The 23,927-nt window shown below is 54.4% G+C and carries 20 protein-coding genes and 1 tRNA gene; 4 read left to right on the top strand and 17 right to left on the bottom strand.

Features of this window, described 5'->3' with window-relative positions; all coding sequences use genetic code 11:
• Position 1 precedes the first annotated feature (1 nt).
• The gene (gene aroC / locus IM271_RS18065) at positions 2-1,087 is read right to left on the bottom strand and encodes a chorismate synthase (protein WP_028013970.1); all 1,086 of its coding nucleotides are present in this window, start codon (positions 1,085-1,087) and stop codon (positions 2-4) included.
• A gap of 60 nt (positions 1,088-1,147) precedes the next feature.
• Entirely contained in the window at positions 1,148-2,080 is a 933-nt protein-coding gene (gene prmB / locus IM271_RS18060; protein ID WP_023312578.1) for a 50S ribosomal protein L3 N(5)-glutamine methyltransferase, read from the bottom strand.
• A 145-nt stretch (positions 2,081-2,225) separates the two neighbouring features.
• Here prmB and smrB point away from each other — a divergent pair, with 145 nt between their 5' ends.
• Entirely contained in the window at positions 2,226-2,777 is a 552-nt protein-coding gene (gene smrB, locus IM271_RS18055) for an endonuclease SmrB (protein ID WP_193052972.1), read from the top strand.
• Between the two features lie 46 nt (positions 2,778-2,823).
• Here the strand turns inward: smrB and sixA are convergent, their stop codons facing one another.
• From sixA to IM271_RS18035, 4 genes are all read right to left on the bottom strand, one after another.
• Entirely contained in the window at positions 2,824-3,309 is a 486-nt protein-coding gene (sixA, locus tag IM271_RS18050) for a phosphohistidine phosphatase SixA (RefSeq protein ID WP_003861375.1), read from the bottom strand.
• A 209-nt stretch (positions 3,310-3,518) separates the two neighbouring features.
• Positions 3,519-5,666 (bottom strand): fatty acid oxidation complex subunit alpha FadJ, encoded by a 2,148-nt coding sequence (gene fadJ, locus IM271_RS18045; protein WP_193052971.1) that lies wholly within the window; start codon positions 5,664-5,666, stop codon positions 3,519-3,521.
• Positions 5,666-6,976: an acetyl-CoA C-acyltransferase FadI gene (fadI, locus tag IM271_RS18040; RefSeq protein ID WP_041908875.1), complete on the bottom strand. Its 1,311-nt coding sequence runs from the start codon at positions 6,974-6,976 to the stop codon at positions 5,666-5,668. The genes fadJ and fadI overlap by 1 nt, the downstream gene beginning before the upstream one ends.
• Before the next feature lie 246 nt (positions 6,977-7,222).
• A complete protein-coding gene (locus IM271_RS18035; RefSeq protein ID WP_028013973.1) occupies positions 7,223-7,507 on the bottom strand; it encodes a YfcZ/YiiS family protein in 285 nt (94 codons plus the stop codon).
• A 372-nt stretch (positions 7,508-7,879) separates the two neighbouring features.
• Between IM271_RS18035 and fadL the strand changes: the two genes are divergently transcribed.
• Positions 7,880-9,160 carry a long-chain fatty acid transporter FadL gene (fadL, locus tag IM271_RS18030; protein WP_041908871.1) on the top strand — a complete coding sequence of 427 codons (1,281 nt, stop codon included), beginning with the start codon at positions 7,880-7,882 and terminating at the stop codon, positions 9,158-9,160.
• Positions 9,161-9,204: 44 nt separating this feature from the next.
• Here fadL and mlaA read toward each other — a convergent pair whose 3' ends face one another.
• The gene (gene mlaA / locus IM271_RS18025; protein ID WP_028013975.1) at positions 9,205-9,957 is read right to left on the bottom strand and encodes a phospholipid-binding lipoprotein MlaA; all 753 of its coding nucleotides are present in this window, start codon (positions 9,955-9,957) and stop codon (positions 9,205-9,207) included.
• Positions 9,958-10,272: 315 nt separating this feature from the next.
• Between mlaA and IM271_RS18020 the strand changes: the two genes are divergently transcribed.
• Positions 10,273-11,202, top strand: a complete 930-nt coding sequence (locus IM271_RS18020) for a formate/nitrite transporter family protein (RefSeq protein ID WP_041908869.1) — start codon at positions 10,273-10,275, stop codon at positions 11,200-11,202.
• Positions 11,203-11,277: 75 nt separating this feature from the next.
• Positions 11,278-11,349, top strand: a tRNA-Arg gene (locus tag IM271_RS18015).
• Between the two features lie 51 nt (positions 11,350-11,400).
• Here the strand turns inward: IM271_RS18015 and IM271_RS18010 are convergent.
• The 10 genes from IM271_RS18010 to IM271_RS17965 form a co-directional block, all read right to left on the bottom strand.
• Positions 11,401-12,732 carry a VasL domain-containing protein gene (locus tag IM271_RS18010; protein ID WP_193052970.1) on the bottom strand — a complete coding sequence of 444 codons (1,332 nt, stop codon included), beginning with the start codon at positions 12,730-12,732 and terminating at the stop codon, positions 11,401-11,403.
• A 104-nt stretch (positions 12,733-12,836) separates the two neighbouring features.
• Positions 12,837-13,307, bottom strand: coding sequence for a hypothetical protein (locus tag IM271_RS18005; RefSeq protein ID WP_193052969.1), 471 nt, complete (start codon positions 13,305-13,307; stop codon positions 12,837-12,839).
• Positions 13,308-13,321: 14 nt separating this feature from the next.
• Positions 13,322-13,774 (bottom strand): type VI secretion system baseplate subunit TssE, encoded by a 453-nt coding sequence (gene tssE, locus IM271_RS18000; RefSeq protein ID WP_045259669.1) that lies wholly within the window; start codon positions 13,772-13,774, stop codon positions 13,322-13,324.
• Positions 13,767-14,303: a type VI secretion system lipoprotein TssJ gene (gene tssJ / locus IM271_RS17995; protein WP_193051000.1), complete on the bottom strand. Its 537-nt coding sequence runs from the start codon at positions 14,301-14,303 to the stop codon at positions 13,767-13,769. Before tssJ ends, tssE begins: the two co-directional genes overlap by 8 nt.
• Positions 14,284-15,387: a type VI secretion system baseplate subunit TssG gene (gene tssG, locus IM271_RS17990; RefSeq protein WP_193052968.1), complete on the bottom strand. Its 1,104-nt coding sequence runs from the start codon at positions 15,385-15,387 to the stop codon at positions 14,284-14,286. Before tssG ends, tssJ begins: the two co-directional genes overlap by 20 nt.
• Positions 15,342-17,105 carry a type VI secretion system baseplate subunit TssF gene (gene tssF, locus IM271_RS17985; protein WP_193052967.1) on the bottom strand — a complete coding sequence of 588 codons (1,764 nt, stop codon included), beginning with the start codon at positions 17,103-17,105 and terminating at the stop codon, positions 15,342-15,344. The genes tssG and tssF overlap by 46 nt, the downstream gene beginning before the upstream one ends.
• 15 nt (positions 17,106-17,120) lie before the next feature.
• Positions 17,121-17,864, bottom strand: coding sequence for a hypothetical protein (locus IM271_RS17980; protein ID WP_193052966.1), 744 nt, complete (start codon positions 17,862-17,864; stop codon positions 17,121-17,123).
• A 50-nt stretch (positions 17,865-17,914) separates the two neighbouring features.
• Positions 17,915-19,510, bottom strand: coding sequence for a type VI secretion system protein TssA (gene tssA, locus IM271_RS17975; RefSeq protein ID WP_193052965.1), 1,596 nt, complete (start codon positions 19,508-19,510; stop codon positions 17,915-17,917).
• Complete coding sequence (locus tag IM271_RS17970; protein WP_193052964.1) at positions 19,510-22,935, bottom strand: ImcF-related family protein; 3,426 nt, start codon at positions 22,933-22,935, stop codon at positions 19,510-19,512. Before IM271_RS17970 ends, tssA begins: the two co-directional genes overlap by 1 nt.
• A gap of 14 nt (positions 22,936-22,949) precedes the next feature.
• Positions 22,950-23,927 (bottom strand): hypothetical protein (locus tag IM271_RS17965; protein ID WP_193052963.1); only part of this gene is annotated, 978 nt, incomplete at its 5' end.

The raw sequence follows: 23,927 nt of genomic DNA, 5'->3' as shown, positions 1-23,927 counted from the left end.
TTTACCAGCGTGGAATGGTGGTCGTCACGTCCGCGTTCTGCGCGCGCTGGCGCAGGAAGTGATCCATCAGCACGATCGCCAGCATCGCTTCCGCGATCGGCACCGCGCGGATCCCCACGCACGGATCGTGACGACCTTTGGTGATCATCTCAACTTCTTCGCCTGAGCGGTTAATCGTGTGGCCCGGCACGGTGATGCTTGAGGTCGGCTTCAGCGCGATGTTGGCAATAATCTGCTGTCCACTGCTGATACCGCCGAGAATGCCGCCCGCATGGTTGCTCTGGAAGCCCGCTTTCGTGATTTCGTCGCGGTTCTGGCTGCCGCGAAGCGCCACCACGTCGAAGCCGTCGCCAATCTCGACGCCCTTCACCGCGTTGATGCTCATCAGCGCGTGGGCGATATCGGCGTCGAGACGGTCAAATACCGGCTCGCCCCAGCCAGCCGGGACGCCATCTGCCACCACGGTGACTTTCGCGCCAATGGAGTCGCCCTCTTTTTTCAGGCCGCGCATCAGTTCGTCCAGCGCGTCAAGCTTATCCGCATCGGCGCAGAAGAACGGGTTTTGCTCGACCTGATCCCAGTCCTTGATCGCCAGCGGAATGTCGCCCATCTGGGTCAGACAGCCGCGAATGACGATGCCAAATTTCTGCTGCAAATACTTTTTAGCAATCGCGCCAGCGGCCACGCGCATCGCGGTTTCACGCGCGGAAGAGCGTCCGCCGCCGCGATAGTCGCGAAAGCCGTACTTTTGCTCGTAGGTGTAGTCGGCATGGCCCGGGCGGAACACGTCCTTGATAGCACCGTAGTCCTGAGAGCGCTGATCGGTGTTTTCAATCAGCAGACCAATGCTGGTGCCGGTGGTGCGGCCTTCAAAAACGCCGGAGAGAATTTTGACCTGGTCCGGCTCGCGACGCTGCGTGGTGTAGCGAGAGGTGCCCGGACGACGGCGGTCAAGGTCGTGCTGTAAATCTGCTTCGGTCAGTTCGATGCCTGGCGGTACGCCATCAACGATACAGCCCAGCGCCAGCCCGTGCGACTCGCCAAAGGTGGTCACGCGGAATAACTGTCCAATACTGTTTCCTGCCATCACGGCTCCGATGTTGTTGTTTGTATTTGAGCGTTGTGAAACGGGCCGAAGCCCGCTGGATTAATCTTTATAGATGCTGAAATGTTCGCGCGCGTCGAGCAGCTGCGCTTTGGTCAGCATAAAGACGCCGTCACCGCCGTTGTCGAACTCAAGCCAGGTGAACGGCACATCCGGGTACTGCTCTATCAGATGTACCATGCTGTTGCCCACTTCACAAATCAGAACGCCGTCATCGGTCAGGTAATCCGGCGCGCAGGCCAGAATGCGGCGGGTCAGCTTCAGGCCGTCCGAGCCTGACGCCAGGCCCAGCTCCGGCTCGTGACGATATTCGTTCGGCAGATCGGACATGTCTTCTGCATCGACGTACGGCGGGTTAGTGACGATCAGATCGTACTGCAGCGTCGGCAGGTCGCGGAACAGGTCAGAGCGGATTGGCGTGACGTGATGGATCAGGCCGTGCTCTTCAATGTTGTGTTCGGTCACGGCCAGCGCGTCGGTGGAGATATCGACGGCGTCCACTTCCGCTTCAGGGAAAGCGTAGGCGCAGGCAATAGCGATGCAGCCGCTGCCGGTGCACATATCGAGAATGTGCTGCGGCTGATGGTTAATCAGGCCTTCAAAGTGGTTGTTGATTAGCTCACCAATCGGCGAGCGCGGTACCAGCACGCGTTCATCGACGTAAAACTCGTGGCCGCAGAACCAGGCTTTGTTGGTCAGGTAAGCCACCGGAATGCGCTCGTTTACGCGACGGATCACGCGCTCAACGATGCGATGTTTTTCGCTGGAGGTCAGGCGCGCGGTGCGCATGTCTTCCGGAATGTCCAGCGGCAGGTAAAGAGACGGCAGCACCAGCTGAACGGCCTCGTCCCACGGGTTATCGGTACCGTGACCGTACCAGATATTAGCGGCGCTGAAGCGGCTAACCGACCAGCGCAACATGTCCTGTATGGTATGCAGCTCGTTTACTGCTTCATCGACAAATATTTTATCCACTCTTTCCTCCAGGGCATGCTCGCATAATTTTCGGCGGCTAGTTTGCCATGAAGACGGCGATAAATCAGCAATGACGCGTACCGCTTGAGGTTAAAAAATGCGTTTAGTCGGGTACACTATCGGAAATACGAGATGAGAATGACGAATGAAAAAGAAAACATCGCTCAGCGAGGAGGATCAGGCTCTCTTCCGCCAGCTGATGACCGGGACGCGTAAAATCGCGCAGGACACGATTGTCCACCGTCCGCAGCGTAAAAAAATCAGCGAAGTTCCGGTCAAACGGCTGCTCCAGGAGCAGGCGGATAACAGCCACTATTTTTCAGATGAATTTCAGCCGCTGCTCAATACGCAAGGGGCTGTGAAGTACGTGCGCGAAGACGTCAGCCATTTTGAGCTGAAAAAGTTACGACGCGGAGATTATTCGCCGGAGCTGTTTCTCGATCTGCACGGCTTAACGCAGATGCAGGCGAAACAGGAGCTGGGGGCGTTGATTGCCGCCTGTCGCCGCGAACACGTTTTTTGCGCCTGCGTGATGCACGGCCACGGTAAACACATTCTGAAGCAACAGACGCCGCTGTGGCTGGCTCAGCACCCGCACGTGATGGCGTTTCATCAGGCACCGAAAGAGTACGGCGGCGATGCCGCATTGCTGGTGTTAATTGAAGTTGAGGTGTGGCAGCCGCCAGAGTTGCCCTGACAGAAGGGCGGGAAACACGTAGTACCCCGCCCTGTCACACGTCACGTCAGATGGCTTTTGCCATCTTCAGGTTGCACGGGCTCATTTGCCAGTTGAAGACCCCTTTGCCGGTTTCGTCGAGAGTGACGTTGGCAATGGCGGAAGTGGTGAACATTGGCGGCGTTTCGCCCGGGCACAGCTCAGATACCAGATAGCCGACCAGCGGCAGGTGGGAAATGACCAGTGCGGAAGCGACACCTTCATTGCACAGCGCCTGAAGGTAAGCGCTGACAAGACCGACATCGCCGCATGGCGTCAGCTCAGGGAGAACGTCCACGCTGGATGGCAGGTTCATACACTCCCCTACCACGTCCAGCGTCTGTTCTGCACGCAGGAACGGACTCACCAGAACGCGTTCAATGTCCACTTTTTGACCTTTAAGCCACGTCGCCATTTGACGGGATTCGTCACAGCCACAGACGGTTAAAGGACGTACTGAGTCACTGGCGGCATCGAGTGCCGCGTCGCCGTGACGCATGATAAAAACTTGCATATTGCACCGCTTTTGTTAACCAGAATCACCGGCGTTAACTACCCGCGATTAATGCTCTGAGGTAGAAAACCCGATGGCCGGGCATTGTGCCTGATCCATTCGGTGAATGAAACGCTGTTTTTTACCTCAATGGCGTAAGTATAGTCAATCTCTGTTTACAAAATCGCCAGAACAGGTTCATTCACCTCAGGATTTACCCTTCTTTGACTTCAGTTTACGAAATCAGTTTCCCTTGCAGGCCAGAATGTCTGGCCCCGCTCCGCCATCTGCAATAATTCGTCACACGGTGTAAACCGCGGACCGTATTGCGAGGCCAGACGTTGCAAAATGACAACCACTTCACCCGCACCGAGCGTATCCATGTAACGGAACGGGCCGCCAAGGAACGGCGGGAAACCAATACCAAATACCGCGCCGATGTCGCCATCGCGTGCGCTCTTGATCACCTCTTCACCAAAGCAGCGCGCCGCTTCATTGAGCATCATCATGACGCAACGTTCTGCGCACTGAACGGCAGACAGTTTTCCCTGACCGGTGGCCGAAATAAGCCCATAAACCGAAGGGTCGACCTGTTTCTTGCTTTTACGCCCTTTCGCGCCGTAAAGATAGAAACCGCGTTCATTTTTTCTGCCTTTGCGATCGTCCTTCAAAATTGCAGAAACAATGTTTGCAGGCGGGGTAAAACGATCGCCATAAGCCGCTTCCAGCACAGGTATAATTTTAGTGCCGGTGTCTATTCCCACCTCATCCAAAAGTTGGATTGGACCGACGGGGAAGCCAAACTTTACGAGCGCCTCGTCAACGTGCTCGATTTTCTCCCCTTCCGTCAGCAGCCGCATCGCTTCGTTGATATAGGGAGCCAGAATACGGTTGACGTAGAAGCCAGCCTTGTCCGCGACCACGATCGGGGTTTTACCCTGTTTTTTCGCCAGCTTCACCACGGTGGCGATGGTCTGCGGGCTGGTCGTGGCGTGCGGGATCACCTCCACCAGCGGCATTTTTTCGACCGGACTGAAAAAGTGCAGACCAATGACCTGCTCCGGACGAGCAGCTTTCGCCGCGATATCGCCAATCGGTAAAGACGAGGTGTTTGAGGCGAAAATAGTGTGCCGCGCGCAGTGCTGCTCCACGTCAGCCACCATCTGCTGCTTAAGCGCCAGGTCTTCAAATACGGCTTCAATCACCAGGTCCCGGTGCGCAAAACCGCTGTAATCCGTCGTGCCGGAGATCGTCGCCAGGGTTTTATCACGTTCGCTTGCCTTGATATGGCGGCGTTTGACCTTCCGATCAAGGTTCTGCCAGCTGTACTGCAGCGCGTGGTTGATGCCCTTTGCGCTGATGTCTTTGATACGCACGGGCAATTTGCCTTTGCTGGCGGTAACAAACGCGATTCCGCCGCCCATCAGCCCACCGCCCAGCACGCCAACGGCGCGCAGCGGAGCAGGCTCTGCCTCGCAGCCCGGAGCTTTTTTCACCTCAGTACTGGCGAAGAAGATGCTGCGCAGCGCCTGCGACTGCGGCGTCATCGCCAGTTCGCCAAAGGCTTTGGCTTCAGCGGCATAGCCGCTGCTGCTGCCCTGCGACAACCCGGTTTCCATCACTTCCAGAATGCGCTTTGCCGCCGGGTAGTTGCCTTTGGTTTTTTGCTCGGTTTTTTTGCCTACCATGTTGAACAGCAGCGCGCGCCCCAGTGGCCCTGCCAGCACGCGCTCGCGTACGGGGAGAGGACGTTTTGCCTGACGTCCCTTCAGCGCCAGCTCAACGGCAGCGTCCAGTAGAATGGTGTGCGGAACGACGTCGTCAACCAACCCCACTTTCAGTGCCTGACGGGGGCGTAGCTGCTTACCGGTTAAAATCATCTCCAGGGCGGTGCTAACCCCAACCAGACGCGGCAGACGCTGTGTTCCACCCGATCCCGGCAGCAGGCCTAACTGCACTTCTGGCAACCCTAAAACGGTTTTCGGATCGTCAGTGCAGATACGGCTGTGACAGGCCAGCGCCAGCTCCAGCCCGCCGCCCAGGCAGACACCGTGGATCGCGGCAATAACCGGAATCGGCAGAGCGTTGATTTCAGCCATCACCTGCTGTCCCTGACGCGCCAGATCTTCAGCTTCCTGCGCGCTTTTCGCTCGGGCGATCATGTTGATATCGGCCCCGGCAATAAAGTTATCCGGCTTAGCCGAGATAAAGACCAGACCACGAATCGCTTTATTTTCGCGGATCTGCTTGAGCATGGCGCGAACCTGAGTGCCGAATTCAGCCTTCAGGGTATTCATCTTTTCATCAGGCACATCAATAGTGATAACCGCGACGTTATCGAGGCGAACCGTCAGATTAAATGCAGATGGCATATCCATTATTCAGCCTCCAGAACCATTGCTGCCCCAAGGCCGCCCGCCGCGCAGGCGGTGACGAGACCAAACCCACCGCCGCGGCGACGGAGTTCGTGTAGTGTCTGGGTGATCATTCGCGCACCCGTGGCCGCAAACGGATGGCCGTAGGCGATCGACCCACCCAGCACGTTGAATTTGCTCTGATCCACTTCGCCGGTGGCATGGGCGCGGCCCAGCACGTCGCGTGCAAAACGCTCGCTTGCCAGCAGCTGCACGTTTGCCAGGGTTTGCGCGGCAAAGGCTTCGTGCATATCAATCAGGGTTAAATCCGCCAGGGTTAGCCCCGCGCGATCCAGCGCCAGCGGCGTGGACCACGCCGGACCTAACAGCATGTCCTGCCAGACATCAATGGCGGTAAAGGCATAGCTGCGCAAATAGCCCAGCGGCGTGATGCCCAGCTCTTTTGCACGCGACTCCGTCATCAAGATCACCGCAGCAGCACCATCGGTCAGCGGCGTACTGTTGGCCGCCGTCACGGTGCCGTGCTTGCGGTCAAACGCCGGGCGCAGTTTGGCGTAATCCGCCAGCGTCGAGGTGCCACGAATATTGTTGTCTTCAGTAAGAGGCTCTCGATAGGGAGGCGTGTAGGCGGTCATGACCTCGTCGGTGAGTTTGCCCTCCGACCAGGCTTTCGCTGCCAGCTGATGCGAGCGATGCGCCAGCGCATCCTGCTGCTCGCGGGTGATGCCGTAGGTTTTGGCCATCTGCTCGGCGGTATCGCCCATTCGCAGGCCGGTAGAGTATTCCGCGACGGCAGGTGGCACGGGCATGAGATCGCGCAGGCGTAAACGTGAGAAGAGTTTGAGCTTCGCACCGGTGGTGCGGGCTTTATTGGCATCCACCAGAATGCGGGCCAGCTTTTTACTGACGCCAATCGGCAGTACGGAGGAAGAATCGGCGCCACCTGCGATCCCGGCGCGAATGGTCCCCGCCATCAGACTTTCCGCCACGTTTGCTACCGCCTGGAAGCTGGTCGCGCACGCGCGGCTGACGCTGTAGGCATCGGTATGAACGTTCATGCCGGTACCGAGAACAATCTCCCGCGCAATGTTAGGGGCTTCAGGCATCTGCACCACCTGGCCGAAGACCAGCTGTTCGATGACCTCAGGCGGAATTTCGCTGCGAGCCAGCATCTCCCCCACTACCATTTTCCCCAGATCGACAGCCGGTATACCGTGAAACGCCGTCGCCTGACGTGCAAACGGCGTACGCAGACCGCTGACAATGGCAATGCGGTCACCTTGTCGGGTGATTAGCGGTAATGCCTGACTCATAACCTTCCCCTGTGAAAAAATTTACATGACTATAAAGTGGTCTGACCTGATAACAGTCTTAACCATTTTTTTACATTCAGCCAATCGGGGAAGCTTAAAAATGCGAGGTAAAACACAGAGAAGAAAAAGAAAATGCCCCTGCATGGCAGAGGCAATTGTGCGGTTTGTTGCCGGGTGGCGACGGTGCCTTACCCGGCCTACACGATCCCAGGCCCGTGCAAGCGAAGCGCCGCCGGGCAAAAAGGATTAACGCAGACCTAGCTGGAAAATCAGCGTTTCAGCTTCGCAGGCAAACACAAAGTCGATATCCAGCTTCACGCCGCCGTCCACTTCCGTGAAGGTAGATTTGATTTCACACGGATCGGACTCCACATCACGCGCGCGCTTGCTCAGCGCGGCCAGCGTTTCTTCGGCTTCGGCGCGGTTGGTGAAGACACGGCTGTAAGACGCGGTGCAATCGGTGTTGTCCATGATGGTGCCAACATCCATACAGCAGCAAACCGGGGTTTCATCAGCACTGCATTTACTCATAGCTCAATTTCCTCTGTATTCGCGCAGCGCGCGAGATAAACACGATGCTGATATTTTACGCCCCAGCGCTGGCTCTCTCCAGCCGTTAATGGCGCAAAATCGGATAAGTGACCGATATCACACTAAAAAATGATCTAAAACAAAAATCACTCTTTTGAGTGAGCCGCGATGGTCACGATTTTGCCAACCAGATCTCGTTTCAAGAAACATGTTTGAAAATATTAATAAACAAACTTGCAACATTCAGGCTGGTCGGACCTATACTCTGGCCACTGGTCTGATTTGTCTGTCATACCTCAGACCCTACACTTCGCGCTCCTGTTACGGTATGTAACAATTATTGAATAAAAATAACTCAATGAGGTTATGGTCATGAGCCAGAAAACCCTGTTCAACAAGACTGCGCTGGCAGTCGCAGTGGCAATCGTCTCTACTTCCGCCTGGTCAGCGGGCTTTCAGCTAAACGAATTTTCTTCCTCTGGCCTTGGCCGCGCGTATTCAGGGGAAGGTGCAATCGCTGATGATGCGGGTAACGCAAGCCGTAACCCTGCATTAATCATGATGTTCGATCGCCCGACCTTCTCTGCTGGTGCGGTGTATATCGATCCTGATGTCAACATTTCCGGCACGTCACCATCTGGTGCGAGCCTGAAAGCAGATAACATTGCGCCAACGGCGTGGGTACCTAACCTGCACTTCGTTGCACCAATCAATGAACAATTTGGCTGGGGCGCATCCGTCACGTCTAACTATGGCCTTGCTACCGAGTTCAATAACAACTACCCGGCAGGCGAATACGGCGGTAAAACAGACCTGACAACGCTAAACCTGAACCTGAGCGGTGCTTATCGTCTGAACGACAGCTGGAGCTTCGGTCTGGGCTTTGATGCCGTCTACGCCGATGCAAAAATTGAGCGTTACGCCGGTGAACAAACGGCTCGCCTGCCGAAAAACAGCAACAAAATTGCCAGCCTGAAGGGTGATGAGTGGGGCTATGGCTGGAACGCCGGTATTCTGTACGAGCTGGACAAAAACAACCGCTGGGGCCTGACCTATCGTTCCGAAGTAAAAATTGACTTCGACGGCGATTACAAGAGCGGCATCCTGACGCCGGTCAACAGCCTGGTCCCTGGTGCGGGTACCACTATCCCGTGGGGGACTTCCGGTCAAACTGTCCCTGGCTCACTGTCACTGCATCTGCCAGAAATGTGGGAAGTCTCAGGTTACAACCGCGTAGCGCCACAGTGGGCTATTCACTATAGCCTGGCCTATACCAGCTGGAGCCAGTTCCAGGAGCTGAAAGCGACCGGCACCAACGGTCAAACGCTGTTCTATAAGGACGAGAGCTTCCACGACGCCTATCGCATTGCGTTGGGTACCACCTATTATATGGATGATAACTGGACATTCCGTACCGGTATCGCATTCGATGACAGCCCGGTACCGGCTGATAAGCGCTCCATTTCCATTCCGGATCAGGACCGCTTCTGGGTGAGTGCTGGTGCAACCTACGCGTTCAACGAGAATGCTTCTGTCGATGCGGGCGTATCTTATATGCATGGCCAGAAAGTGACCTTCAAGGAAGGCCCGTACGAATTTACCTCTGAAGGTAAAGCCTGGCTGTTCGGTACTAACTTCAACTACGCGTTCTAATCGCGCAGGGATAAAAAAAGGTGAGCGTTGCTCACCTTTTTTATTTATTCCGAATCAATATCTTTGAGTTCGTTTTCAATTGCCTTCGCGTTTGGATTATCTTCCGGCTTCAGCTTGCCACCGTTGGCGATAAAGTCATGATTCTGGAAGTACGCTTCACGCACCATAATGTACGGATCGGACGACTGGCGCAGCAGGCCGTCTGAATCGAGCAGTTGCGCACGGGTTTCAATCCCTTCCACCGTCCATTTACCCACCGACAGCGGCCAGGTCAGCCACGACAGAACCGGATACAGCGTATCGACCATATCGCCGCCATCATCACGCACGGTGAAGCTGCCATAGAACGGCAGATGGACGTAAGGACCGTAACCGACACCATAATGCCCCAGCGTACTGCCGAAACGGTGCGGCTGTTCACGCTGCAGTTTCGGGTTTGCCATACCTGCAACATCAATAAAACCACCCATCCCCAGAATGGAGTTCAGGAAGAAGCGGGTAAAGTGCACCATCCCCTGATACGGATCGCCCTGCAGGAAATAGTTGACCATCACCGCAGGCTCTTCGAGGTTGCTGGTAAAATTGCTTAACCCGTTACGCGCGGGCTGTGGAACGTAATCGCGCCATGCTACTGCCACCGGGCGAACCACATACGGGTCCAGCACGTTGTAGTTGAAGCTATACATAGAGCGGTTAAATCCTTCGAGAGGATCGGAGCGTCCCGTTTGCTCCCCGGAGCTGGCGCAGCCCACAAGCATCGTCGCGCCCAGCGCAAGCGCCGACAGCCGAAGTTTCATAAATATCTCCCTGTTCAGTATGGCTATCGTTGATTGCCATCCGTAACGGAGCATCTGGCGCTCCGTCTGAAAACGTGCAAGTGATTGTAACAGCACGTTTACCGATGTCTATGAGTACAGTTACGGGCAGTAATCACCGTGACTCTGATCTCAGCATAGCCTGACTTTTGGAATTCGTTTCGCTGGCAATTTTATAATGTCTTTGAACAAGATGTATCACCTTTGTTGTCATTCCCGCCAATTTAAGAGCATCCCCACAGGCATCCCGATAAAAGCCGCTACGCTTAAAAGAAAGATCAACCTCCGGGAGCAGATATGAAAGAAGTGGGTGAAGACAAAATTGGCGAAAGTAATGAGGAACATGAAATTGAAAGCGAGGAGAAAGCGCGCGGGGAGGAGATAGAGATTGATGAGGATCGCCTCCCCTCCCGCGCGATGGCAATTCACGAACATATACGCCAGGACGGCGAAAAGGAGATGGAGCGCGATGCCATGGCCCTCTTCTGGTCAGCTATCGCGGCTGGACTGTCAATGGGCGCCTCGCTGCTTGCTAAAGGGATATTTCATGTGCAGCTGGAGGGCGTGCCCGGCGGATTTTTACTGGAGAACCTCGGCTACACCTTCGGCTTTATTATCGTCATCATGGCACGCCAGCAGCTGTTTACGGAGAACACGGTGACCGCCGTACTGCCGGTGATGCAAAACCCCACCCTCGGCAATTTTGGTTTATTGATGAGGCTCTGGAGCGTGGTTCTGCTGGGAAATATCATCGGCACGGGCATCGCGGCCTGGGCATTTGAATATATGCCGATATTTGATGAACCCACCCGGGACGCGTTTGTGAAAATTGGCATGGATGTGATGAAAAACACGCCGGTCGAAATGTTTTCTAATGCCATCATCTCTGGGTGGATTATCGCCACAATGGTGTGGATGTTCCCTTCTGCCGGTAGCGCTAAAATCGTGGTGATCATACTCATGACCTGGCTGATTGCGCTGGCGGATACCACGCATATCGTGGTCGGTACCGTTGAGATACTTTACCTGGTCTTTAATGGCACGCTTCACTGGAGCGATTTTTTCTGGCCGTTCGCCATTCCGACGCTGGCGGGGAATATCTGCGGTGGAACGTTTATCTTCGCGCTGTTAAGCCATGCCCAAATCCGTAACGACATGTCGAATAAACGCAAAGCCGAGCTTAAGGCGCAGGCAGAAAAGGATAAAGCAGCAAAAAAATCAACCTGAATGGTGACTCTTTGAGCAGTCAGGCGGCAACGCGCTTAACGCAAAGTGTAAATAACGCTATACTCGTGCCGCCTCGTCCCCTTAGTTAAATGGATATAACGAGCCCCTCCTAAGGGCTAGTTGCAGGTTCGATTCCTGCAGGGGACACTTTTATCTTCCTCTGTTTTTAACCCAAATTAGTCTGTTCGCTGCAAAAACTCATTGAGCAGAAGCATCCTGCTTTATTTGAGCATAACGCGTTGCCAGTTGCTTTAGATGAAGCTCAAGTTGGGTCTTTTCTGCTTCAGGGAGCGCACTTCCTGCAGGATACTGCGACAGGCGCCTGAGCTGCTCTTCAGCGGGTATCGCATGGTTAAATGACTGCATAGTCGAAAAAACCACGGATTTAAGCTCACTCACGGTTATATATTTTCCTTTTTGCTCATCCAGACTACTCAGCCGATCACTCAGTTGCTGAAGCGTCATCATCCCCTGATACCAGCTGTTCATTGCGTCTACAGGCAACGCCGTCGCGTTAAACTTTTTTTGCCACTGTATTATCAGCGCTTTAGCCTCTTCGGGCCGTAATGTCTGGAGCTGCTTTAACAGCTGTAGGCTGTAGGAAATATTCCAGTCAGGAGAAAGTTTATCCAGCCGTGCAAGCTGCTGCTGCGTATCTGAGATAAACGTAGACGGTAACGTTCCTCGCTGCGTTAACGCGTCTTGCTGAACAGGTGTAAGCACTTCAGGTAACGGCGCCAGCGAGGCAATGGCCTGAGTCGTTAAGGGATCGGGTCTGGACAGAAAGCCCCCACCCCACGCTATGGCGACGCAGGCCACCAGCATAGAACACATCCCGGCGACAAAGGGCTTCCATGGTCTGGCCGATCCATGCGCTGTCGTAAGCCCCTCTGCATTAGGCTGGTTTTCCGGTTGCACAACATAGACCCATTTCACTTCGTCAATCGGGTCTGCCCTCTCCTGAGGTAATTCGCGATCGGGCAGCATGAGTGCATTCAGATCTGATGCGTCATTACTGCTTTCCAGCCGTTCAGCATTCGAACGTATCATCGTTTGTAACGTATCGAACTGGCTTAGGTGTTTCAGCTCAAGGCGCTGAAGGACCGCACTCAGGCGGGTAAGCAACGCTTCAGCACGATAAAGCTCACTAAGATGGCTGTTGTTGAGTGGAAGCATACGCATACGCTGCTGCAGTCGCTGGCTCAGGCCGCTAAGAATTTCCATACGAGCGTGTAGCGTCTTCGGCCAGAAAACGTCCCACTGATGGCTAATCAGGGCCTCCAGAATCGCCAGCCCTTCGTTCAGGCCAGCTAACCCCGACAGGTGAGTCCGGGCAAGGGTGTACCAGGCCGCGGTCTGCAACTCCACGCCGTTCTGTTCAAACAGAGAGAGACAGCGTCTTTCGACATACTGCCAGTTCACATCCGGGCGAGCAGGATGCGTCAGCTTGCTGAGTTCATCGCGGAGGTTAGCGTAATCTGGCAGCGTGCGCGGGTCGCCGCCGGTTTTTAGCGTGGTGTGTGTGGTCATCCTGGATGGGCCTGCATATCCGTGTGGTTAATTTTGTCAATTGATCTGTAAGGCTATTTGGCGATTAAAAATGCAATGACGCATAAAAGGAATGAATGTTATCGCTATGGCAGCAGCGCTAAAATCAGACCGAAAAACACACCTTCGTCCAATAGTTGTCCGGATCGGGATGAGGTATCTGGGGGAGTAAAGATCCAGCCATTTGCGCTCCCCACCCGCATGAACAGGCGTCCTTGAGAAATCACCTTATCCCCGGAACAGAAAGTCACCTCGACACAACCGGCGACGCCCTGTCCATACAGAAAGATCGGCATAAATTTTACCGCCCGGCTGTCATAACGCAGAACAATACCGGAAATCTCAAAAGCTCCGCCCTCCACCAGCAGATCCGGAACGGACACCGTTAGTGGATCCACATTCAGTCCCGTATCCGTCAGCCACGCGTCCATTTCATCCTGCAACTGAGCCATTCGCTGGCGAAACTCTGCAATATCAGCCTGACTCTTGCTGATTGCAGGAACAGGTGCAGCTTGTCGCGCCTGCAACTTCTTCAGGAACTGTAATTTTACGGACATGATGTTATCGGACCTTACAAATGGAGAGTTGTGTCGAGATACTGTTGTTGTCTGAGATGCCTTAACAGGACCCGCCCTTCGGGCATAAATTCAGTCCCGTAGCGCACCAGACCAATCCCTTTAAGTTCAGCGTCAATGGCATAGCGCAGTTCGCCGGGGATATTTTGTTCCAGCAGAACAACGGTTATTTTTTTCAAGCGCGGTTCGTATTTGAGCAGGACAGCAGATAATGTGCCCATAAGCTCATGGGCCGTTCCCGGCATGCCCTGCAGGATTTTGGTCATATCCGGCAGGCCGTAGTCAGGCAGATGCGCCAGCGTGCCGGCGCGACAGTTGAGAACGCGCTGCATGTTATCGAGTACGGACAAAATGACCTGGTTCTGCTCGCTGACCTGATGCAGGTCGAGACCGCCGGTGAAATTGCCATAAAGTACTTCATACAGAGAAGGACGAGATGATTCACTCATCTTTCAGCGCCTGCAGAGTCAGTCGATTGTTGCCCGCTTCAATCACCCGGGCCTTCTCAGGATCAAGCTCATCGCGGCTCATTACCACACGCCAGGTGTTGTTCTCCTGGTCCGGTGACATAAACATCCCGGCCACTGCCACATACTGCGCATCCTTTTCCATTGGCATATCGACCATGACAGCACCACCCGGTTGCAGCCGTATATCTTTCTCCGCCACCAGGTCTGCCTTGACAGCCTGGCTGTCGTCTTTAAACAATGACGGGTAGTCCGTGCTGTCAAAAGTTTTGCGATCTTTAAGCTGATAAATACGCACAATCGTCGACAGAGCTACACCACCAGCATTGCTGTTCACGGCTTCACGGGCACGTATATCCAGATGCAGGATCTTCACCTGCTTATAAAAAATCGATTTAGTCACGGCGACAGTGCCGTCCGTAACACTCTGAGTAAGTCCACAGCCTGCCAGCATCAGCGTAATGCCTGTAGCCAGCGTAACCAGAGGAAATTTACCAGCGGTAATCGCCATCTTCATCAGTCTCCCTGTGGTGAATATTTTCCTGTACGCGCTCGTAGCGGCCAAGATTGATGGTTATTGTTTTTGGGTGTGATGCGGTCTTAGCCGCATTCAGCGGTCGCATCACGGCGGTGCGGCCCAGTTGCACTGCACCCGCTTTGGGTTGAGTGCTCATTGTCGCGTCAGGCAGCAGGCTACGATCGACACACAGCTGCAGGCGGACTTCCAGGCGAGAGCCAAGATAGACGTGCAGGAGCGCCATCAGGTCCGCGTGAAGCTCACCGCCCGGTAACCAGCCCTGCACTTCTGCCGGGTCAGTGGTGGTCAGACGCATCAGCACCTGGCTGTTCACGTCGGTGGCATAGTTGCCCATCACCGGTCGATTTGTCAGGGTCACGGGCTGGCTGACGCTCATGGTCAGTGGCTTCTTCAGCGGCACACGGCGTTTGTCATGGTGCCAGATTTTCGCCTGCGTGTTGGGTGCCAGCAGGCGCACCAGCGAGGCCATGCCTTCTGCGGTACGCCCGGGCAGTAACATGACCGGCAGCAGTGCCAGAAAGCGCGAAGCCGGGGTCGCGATACTGTCCGTGCAGCCGTTAATCCCGAGCCCGGCCAGTCCCAGCAGGTACCGCGAGGTTTTGTCCTTACCGCCTTCTTCGAAAGTCGCCGGGTATGAATATTTACGCCAGATACGGTAGTACTGAGCAATCAGCCGGTGGTTGAAGATATCGAGGAAGTCCGCGTTAGCTTCGTACCCTTCCCGTCGCTGAGCGATGTCATCGATATAGTGCGTTGGCAGCGGGGACTCCACGCCGTAGAGCCCCATAAAGGTGGTACGGATTGTGGGTGGAAGGTGCGGATGTTCCGGTAGCTCTGCCCTTTTGATTTCAGAGGCCGGGAACCCCATCCCCGAATGGGGACGGAAGCGTACCGGCTCATGTCGCACCTGCCAGGTGCTACCGGTGACCGGTTTATCCGGCTGGCTCTGCTCCAGCAGCTGGCAAAAACGATAAAAGTTCATGTACGGCAGCCGGTCGCCCAGTTGCGCTATCAGCCTGGCAGACGCGGACTGTGATTCTCTTTCCACCGGATACATTTTCCTTCTGGCTGAACAATGAGGGTGAGCTGGTTGAACTGGTTCATATCGGCATACAACGCAAAGAATCGGTTGAGCATTTCACCGAACAGGTGAATATCACCCTCACCGGTAAAACCGTTGCTGTCAAGGGTGACTTCGATATCCAGCCCCCGCAGCAGATAGCCCTGTTCAAAACGTTGAAGACGATGATGTTTTACATGCTGAATCGCCTCCAGACGCCGGGTGTTCATTTCATCTTCCTGCCAGTTATACAGGGCAAGCGTGCCGCGCAGCACTTCGGCGGTACTCATCATGTTCAGGAAACCGGATCCCAGGTGACTCAGAACCCGCCAGTGGAAGCGGTCTTCAGAAGGTGGATAGACTGGCAGCGTTGGTTTGCAGAGGTTACGTACTGAAAGTTGCGTACTCACCACCTGCTCACAGCGGTCAAGCAGCGAGCTCTGTAGCGCACGGCGCGGCAGCTGGCCGTTGGTGCCGGTGATTTGCAGCGACACGGCTTCACGTTCAAACAGGCGGTCATCTTCCCACTGGTGCCCCCCAAGGATAAGCCAGGTGTCATACAGCCCGGTCACGCTGCGCTTCACGCGGGTATGGTAGTAACGGGGGGGGGCATGACGGCGCATCATCCCGCCCTTGTGCCTGAAGCTGCTAAACGGCACATACTCCGCGTCATTGGTGCGGTTTGAGCCAGTGACTGAATCCACCGAATAAATCTCGGTATGTCCGTCCTGCAGACGTTTTGGACGCAGCAGGTATTCGCTTTCAAGCCCGGTAATGGTCAGCGGGTCAGCCTCCAGCGTAAACAGGTTAATCACCGGCACGCAGTGAAGGCGAACCGCATCATCAGTGACCGGCAGGTCAGATGGCCATGGCGTAGTGAACACCACTTCAATATCAAAATACTCGGCCCCCGCTGGCGGCGTGATGCCCTCAAGGCCGTTAAGGTGGACAAACATAAACTTGTCGCGGAAGGTGAAATACTCCAACAGAAGCTGGTAGCCGCTGAACGCGGTATCGCCTTTCGGCCACAGGCAGTCTTCGTCACGAAAGCCGCCCGGTGAGAAATATCCGTCAAGCCGGATACGGTCAGTCTGACCAGGCAGGCGCATATAGAGTGCGGCCTGCCGTTTGGTCAGCATAAGGTGCAGCTGGCTGCTGACCGGTGCATCCGCCCCGAGATAGAGGCTCAGGTCACTGAGGTCCGCATGGGACCAGTCCGCCTGTGTGCTGCAGGCAAAGCGCATTCTCAGTAACGAGCGCCCGTCCGGCTCAGTGGTCATGGTCACCCGAGAGATATTCAGCGGGTTGAGCATCACATCGCGGGTTGTGCGGTAACGGCAGACCGTGTTTTTCGGCCCCACCGGGCGGGAGTACACTTCCAGCCCCGCGGGCATCACTTCTGCCATCTTAACGGTCTGAAGCGCAGGCGTGAACGCGACCACCGAGAGTGACGGAATGGTCCGAAGGTAATGTGGCCAGAGCATACTGACCAGTCCTTCAGTAAGCTCCGGCAGATCGTCGTCAATCTTTTCGCGAAGCCGCCCCATTGAGAAGGCAAATCCTTCGAACAGGCGTTCAACATACGGATCGGGAGTCCCGGCTTTATCCAGGTCGAGCATCGCTGCACGATCGGGATGGGTCTGCGCGAACTCTTTTGCGGCTTCACGCAGGTAGCGCATTTCTGCATCAAAATAGCGCAGGGTTAAATCTTCCATAAAACACCTGTTTGATTAATGTCCGAATGGTGAAGGGCCATTAATGAGCTGAAGCAGACTTAATGATATCGGGAAAAAAACAATATCAGCAGTGAGTGCTAACGGGGTAACGACAATATTGGTCGCCAGATTTACGGGGTGAAAATCGGTTCCAGACTCCAGCGAATAAAACTGAACGCTGTACGTTCTCCCCAAAGATTCAGTCTTATCAAAAGTATAATTAAGGCTCACTTTGGGAATAATCACTCCCGTGATATATACGTCCCTGACATACCGGACACCGTTGCTCCGGAAGCCTGCATGCTGAATAGTCTTTAACTCTTCTGTTGAAAGCATTCTGGAGGATTCATTGACTTCGACAGGAAGAGCATCGCTGAACTGAAGCACGCTGTCGCTGCCTGATGGTTTGTTGATCCGAAACTTAAGGGTATTCTCTTCCCGACCTGATATCAGGGGAATTTGAGTTGCAAGTTTATTAAGGGACAGAAGTTCATCAGCCCCCCGGGTCAGAATGTATATATATTTTTCACCTACAAAGGCAACACCTTCAGAGGGAACGTTAACAGTAGTTTTTTTGCTTCCCTGAACAACAGAAACAGCAAGGTTTTTATACTGAAATACACCGGTTACACTGTCCTGAATTTGAATATGTCTCTCTGTTTTTGGCTCGGCGACCTTATTTCCTCCCCACAGCAGTGCTGTACAACCTGAAAGCAAGAACATCACACCTAAACAAGTAAATACTCTAAGACGTTTCATTTTTTAATTTCCCTTTATTCTGATTTTTTTCCTGAAGGTATGACTAATCATCATCCGCAAAGCACGGCGGCACGGGCAGGATCAACTGCGATCAGCCCGGCAAGTAACTGGTCCATTACCGGTGTAAGGCGAGTCTTATCAGCCTCACTGCGACTGGCTTTCAGCCGCAGGAGTTTCAGATGACGGGTCTGTACCTCAAACAATAGCTCAGGCTCCCAGTTCGTAAGGGTGACTTCACCGGCCCGCTCGCCCAGCTCCGCAAACAGATGCACCGCCAGCTCATTTTTGCCGTACTGCTCCGCGATACGCCCCATCAGCAGGCGCAGCAGCCACTGCTGGCGTACGGTGGTGATGCCGGGACGGGCCTGCAACCAGCCCAGTGCCGCATCCGGGCCTTCACTGTCGGCCAGTGCCACCGCTTCCGGCTCCAGCGCCAGAATGTCATCGTTGCCTGGGGAAATCTGTGCGGAAGGAGTGTCATTGCCCCACCCGCCTGTCGAATCCAGCACGCTCTGCTGGATCCAGTTCAGCGTCACGTCATCCGCAAATGGCGTGCCGTCACTGAAGGCCAGTGTTTCGAGCCCGGACAGACGGGTGAGCAGCCCTTTCAGGTCAGCCGCGATAATACCGGCCAGCGTGTCCTGACCGGATTTCGTCAGCGCCTGATGGATATACCACTGCAAATCCAGCCACAGGTGATTGGCACCACGGGAAAACGCGCTGTCCGCCGTTTCCAGCATTTCAGCCCAGTTCTGCTGTAGGTAGAGGCGTTTGAGTAGCGCACGCTGATCCGCCCTTGGCGGCTCAATGCGGGTACGGCCCTGCGCATCCGGGGCCGGGATGGCCCGCAGTGTGTCATGACGCAGGCTTTTCATCAGATGGTGCGCTGACAGCCAGCCGTCCGGCTGTTCACGCAGATATTCAGCGAGCACGCGGGCCTGCGCCAGCAAATCCTGACCGGAGGTGATACGTCCGATGACCGGGGCATCGTAGTGGCTGGCACTCGCAGGGGGTTCGCAGGCACTGGCGTTCTGCGGCACAACCGCATCCACACCACCCGCTTTCTGCAAGCGGCTTTCAAGAGCACCATACAGCGTATTGAGTTCCGGTCGAATTTCATCCGGCTCATTTTCCGTCAGTTGCTCTATCAGCAGCAGTGCCCCGGTGGTACGTATCGCATCGATCCTGACCACTTCGGGGTACAGGGAAAGAGAATCAGTCATTCGCGATCCCGCCAGCCATTCCAGTGCCGCCTTACGGCTGCGATCACGCTGTGGATGCAGTTGTGTACCAAAGCGCTCCAGCAGGCCGCACAGCAGTTCAAGTCCTTCAGCGAGCCCCTGCTCACCTTCGCGGTGCAGCTTTGCCCAGCAGTAGTAGGTGGCCACACGGATATCTTTGGCGGTCGTGGTCAGAAGCTTCTCTGCAAGCTGGCAAATAAGTTCGGTATCCGCACCTGAGAGTTTGTTTACCTCCTCGCGCATCTGCTGAAAGTCATCGTCATAACCCGGGTCGTCACCCTGAGGTGATGGACCGGACAGCGGCTGCAGCCAGCTATCCCAGAGCCTAACCCGCTCACGGGTGGCCGCAAGGAGTGGCTCCTGCTCAGTCTGGCAGGCGCTGAGTAAAGCATTGAGCGTGCTCATCAATATACGTCCTCTGTATCATTGCTTGCGCTTTCGGCCTGGTCTGATGCTTCCAGGCCTGTCGTGCTGAAGATGGTCTCTGGCAGGCGGAAATTACGCAGCTTCAGCAGCGCCAGCGGGCCCTCTCCCGCTTCGGTACGCAGGGTGTAATTGAGTGTACGACCGTCCTGAGCCAGCCAGCTCAGGCTGTAGCTGCTACCCACGCCCGGATAAGCACTGACGGCAGCTTTGTCGAGCAGTCGGATCCATCCCCAGGCGCCTGGAATATCCGCATACTGACGGGTGCCTGCCTGGGTGCTTATCCAGCTCAGGTTCGCACCAGGGGCCTCAGTATCCGCAGGCCAGGCGAAGCGCTTCCAGACTGGCATCTGGTTAACGTATATCAGCTTCTGGTTGTCGATAATCATGGTGGTTTGCATCACGCCATCGGCAGTACCCGGACGCAGTTCGAAGTTCATCCCGGCATTGCCTTCGGTGAAGGCGACATCCGAGATATGACTCAGGGTGTTGATGGCATTGAGAAACTCTGGGTTAAAGGCCAGCCCCTGCGAGTTGATGCTGTCCGGCACCCAGTGGTTTCCTTCTTTGTGCAACACGCCTTTGAGGCGGTTTTGCAGGAACTGCGCAATACGCCCGGAATCGACATTAAGGTATTTAGCCAGCAGCGGCAGGGATACATCACTGCTGGAATTGTTAAATGGATAGCGCCCACCGAAGGCACTGTTCCACTCAGCCACTACCGCCTGTTGCCACTGGGCATTGAGGCTAGCGGCCGCCGGAGCCAGCACCTGCTGCCAGGCCTGTTCCATCGGAATCACAAAGACCGAACGACCAAAACCGCTCCACTCCTGCCCCAGACCGGCAGCAATCAGGCTGCCGTAGTCGCGGGTTTCAGTCAGATCCACGGCCTTGCCCTGGAATACGGTCTGAGCAAGGGTCTGGGTCATGGCCTGAGGGTCGGCAGCATTAGTCACCTGCTGCAAGCGCAGCCGAACCTGCGTCACGCGGGTCAGGTACGACTGCAAGCTCAGCGACTGCGCAACGGTGTTGCTTTTATCCATCAGCGCCAGCACCGGACCAAAGGTTGCATCCAGCGGGCCGTGAACGCCGGCACTCTGGTCAATGACATCCGTATTGTCACCGCCCAGCAGATTTTTCGCTGATTTCACCAGTGAATCCGAAATCGCCTCCCCGGTCTGTCCGGTACGCCCCTGCACATTAAGGGTATTCATCAGCGCCACCAGAGGTGACTGGCGCACGTCGGCCATCAGAGTCAGCTGGTCAATGGAATCCGACAGCGTGGTGGCCTGGTTCCAGCGCAGGCTGTTGAGGAATTCCAGCCAGGCGCCGCCAAAATCGGCAAAATAACGCTCCGTCAGGCGATTTTTAAGTGCTTCCGGGGAGATTTCATCCTGCTTACTGACCGGACGTTTGCTGTCCGTCAACACCCAGTCGAGCTCGTCCCGGCGCGCCTTTACCACCTTTTCGATGGCAGGCTGGACGGCCTGCTCCCAGGCCTGGCGGGTAAACATACCTGGCACGATCTCGGTGGTGCTGAACAGGCGGGCAGCATCAGTATCGCCGGTCATGTCCTCGAGACGCATATCGACATACAGATGTGCCACCTGTGAAAGCATTTTCTGGTACAGGGTCGATTCGCTATTACGCACGCCCATCAGGCGAACCAGCAGGGAACGCGCCTGGCTGACCATGTTTTCATCAGCTCGCAGTTTCCACTCAGGATGTGTGACCAGTTGTGCACCATAAAACGACAGCAGCGACGGAGCCACGCCTAGCCAGATACCGTCTTTCACGCCGTCACGCTTCGGCCAGTCCTGAAGCAGCACCGTGCTAAACCAGGCACCATCCATATGCTCAGGACGCGCCAGCATCAGGTAAAGTTTCAGCTGGTCATAGGTCGCTTTTGCCCTCTGCTCGCGCAGCGGGCTATCCGGAGGCAGCGCGTTAAAGGCACTGACCTGCTTCTGCAGATGGTCTGCAGCCGCATCGCGCAACAGCGGCAACGCGCTGTCCTGATAGTGTGGCCAGAGTGCCGCCAGCAGCGCATTGTTCTGGCTCAGCCCGGCCTTTTCGTACCACGGCACACCATGCTCAGAACGGTACTGCAGACGGGCCAGCGTTTTCTGAAGTTCAGACAGCGCTTGCAGACGCTGCTCCAGGGGCTGATTCTGTCGAGCGGCAAGTTCGGCCTGAGCATTCGCACCGTCAATCTGGCTGCGGTTGGTGACATACGCGATGCTCATCCACATAGCCCAGCTCACCATCGTGAGCGCAGCTGCAGATGCCATTACCTTGCGCCATGGAATACCGGGCTTGCGAGGACGCAGCCCGGCAGGAAGCGTCCGGACTGATTCAGGCAGAACATCCCAGCGCTTATCCATGCCCCAGTGGTGCGGCACGGCGCGTTCTGCACCGGCTGAAGGCTGACTGAACACCACACCGGCCAGCGGCAGCGGGCGGTACGGATTGAGCATCACCGACAGCGGTGCGGTCATGCTTTCCGGCTCACGAATGAGTTGGTCGGCAAGGGACAGTAGGAAGTTATGTTTCACTTCACTACAGGTCTGCTGCAGACCCTGTGAAGTCAAATCTGCCGTCAGGGTGGAGAGTTGTTCAGCCAGCCCCTCGGCACGACAGCCTGCAGGTAACAAACAACCAGTCGCCTGGGTAATGCGACCTTCTGGTTTACCGCCGCGCGTGTGTAGGGACCAGACATACAGGGGGAGTTTCCAGCCAAGCGCTTCCATACGTGCGCAGATGGCATGAGACAGAGAATCCATGGTGCTTTCAGACGGTACCGGCAGCGGCTGCTCCAGCCCTGGCGCTGAAAGCTGGTCAAAGGCTGAGGTGACCCACACCAGACCATCTACCGGACGGCGGCGCAGTTTGCGCAGTGCGGTCAGCCAGACGCTGTCGGCTGGGGTGTTGAGGTCACCGCCCCACAGCAGCAACGTGCCGCGATCTTCCTGCCAGAGTTCACGGGGGAGCTTGGGGGTGAGATGTTCGACATCGGCAGCGTTGCCAGTTACAAGCAAGATACGAATTTTGCTATGCCAGAAATGACCGTAAGTATGGCGCAGAGCTTGTTGTACTTCGGTTATTATTTTTTTACTTATGTCTACTTGTTTCAAATGAGCACTATTATTGTTTGACTGGGTACTCTGTTTATCATTTAACTTACGGAAAAAACGCAATCTTGACCCAAACGCAACAAGTGAGTAGCGACTGACTAGCAACAAAGAGAGGAAAACAGGAACTGCGAGAATGGTACAGAGTACGCGAAATTTTTCTGCTGGTTCCATCCATCCCAGGGATGATCCCCACAGGTAATAAATTAGAAGCAAAATAACAGCAATGATTATAACAAAAAAAACGCCAGAAAATTTAATAAAGATTTTTTTCATATTATAATAAACCTCTAAACACTGGCAGCCGAGTTAAATAAATGGGAATTCAAAATATCATTATTTTTACTTATCAATAAATACTGCCCTGGGGGGAGATGCTCATTTACATAACTCAATTGCAAAAACTCGGTAAGAGGCGGGCACTTACATAAATAGTTGTCTGAATCAACGTACATATACGACGAAAGTGCACTTTCCGACATTACATCTGTTGTTTTTAACACCAGTTTTTTTAACTCTTCTTCATTCAACCCAGAATATATAACACCAGATAGCCCTCGCCCTTCATTAACCCTTCCCCAGAGGAGGGATTTATCTATTCCTGCCCAATCACATTCAGGACGAAAAAAAGCCCCTAAAGATGAGTGGTCACCAGTCTCACCATCATTTCTCAATCTTCCAAACAAAAAAACCACAGATTCAGATTTATTGTCGATTTCATCGTCAAGTAATTCTGCGCCATGAAAATTGGCAGCAATAAGAACTATATATTCATCAGAAGATCTATCCAACCAGTTATCAATGGATTCTGATAAGTTTTTACTAAACTCAATATTCGCCCCCAGATATATACTATCAAGCCGTTCCTGCCAAATCTTTTTTATGAGAGGTTTTAAATTATCATTAAGAACACACACCACTTTTACCCTGGCATACTTAGGCAAAAGACTTATATGCATATGGATATCGTTAATAATACCCCCGATTATTTTACTAAATAAAATAGCATTTCTCTCCTGCATTTGATAAATGCTAATTAATTCAGGTATTGGAGAATTAAAAGTAAGATATCTGGACATATGCGTTAACTTTGGTGCATAGCGCACAGGCAATAACTTCCCCTCTATTCTATTAGTCACATTACCATTTAAATCGGGCAATCTGACCTGCAACTCAATGACATCAAGATAGGCCCTTCCTTTTTGAAGCAACTCCTGATAATAATCCTGGCGAGTTCTATTCCAGTTAATTGCTTCGATATTCTTATT

Origin of the sequence: Enterobacter cloacae complex sp. I3, assembly GCF_014896175.1 — a bacterium.
Lineage (GTDB): Bacteria > Pseudomonadota > Gammaproteobacteria > Enterobacterales > Enterobacteriaceae > Enterobacter > Enterobacter bugandensis.
This window is presented reverse-complemented; position numbering and strand designations above follow the sequence as displayed.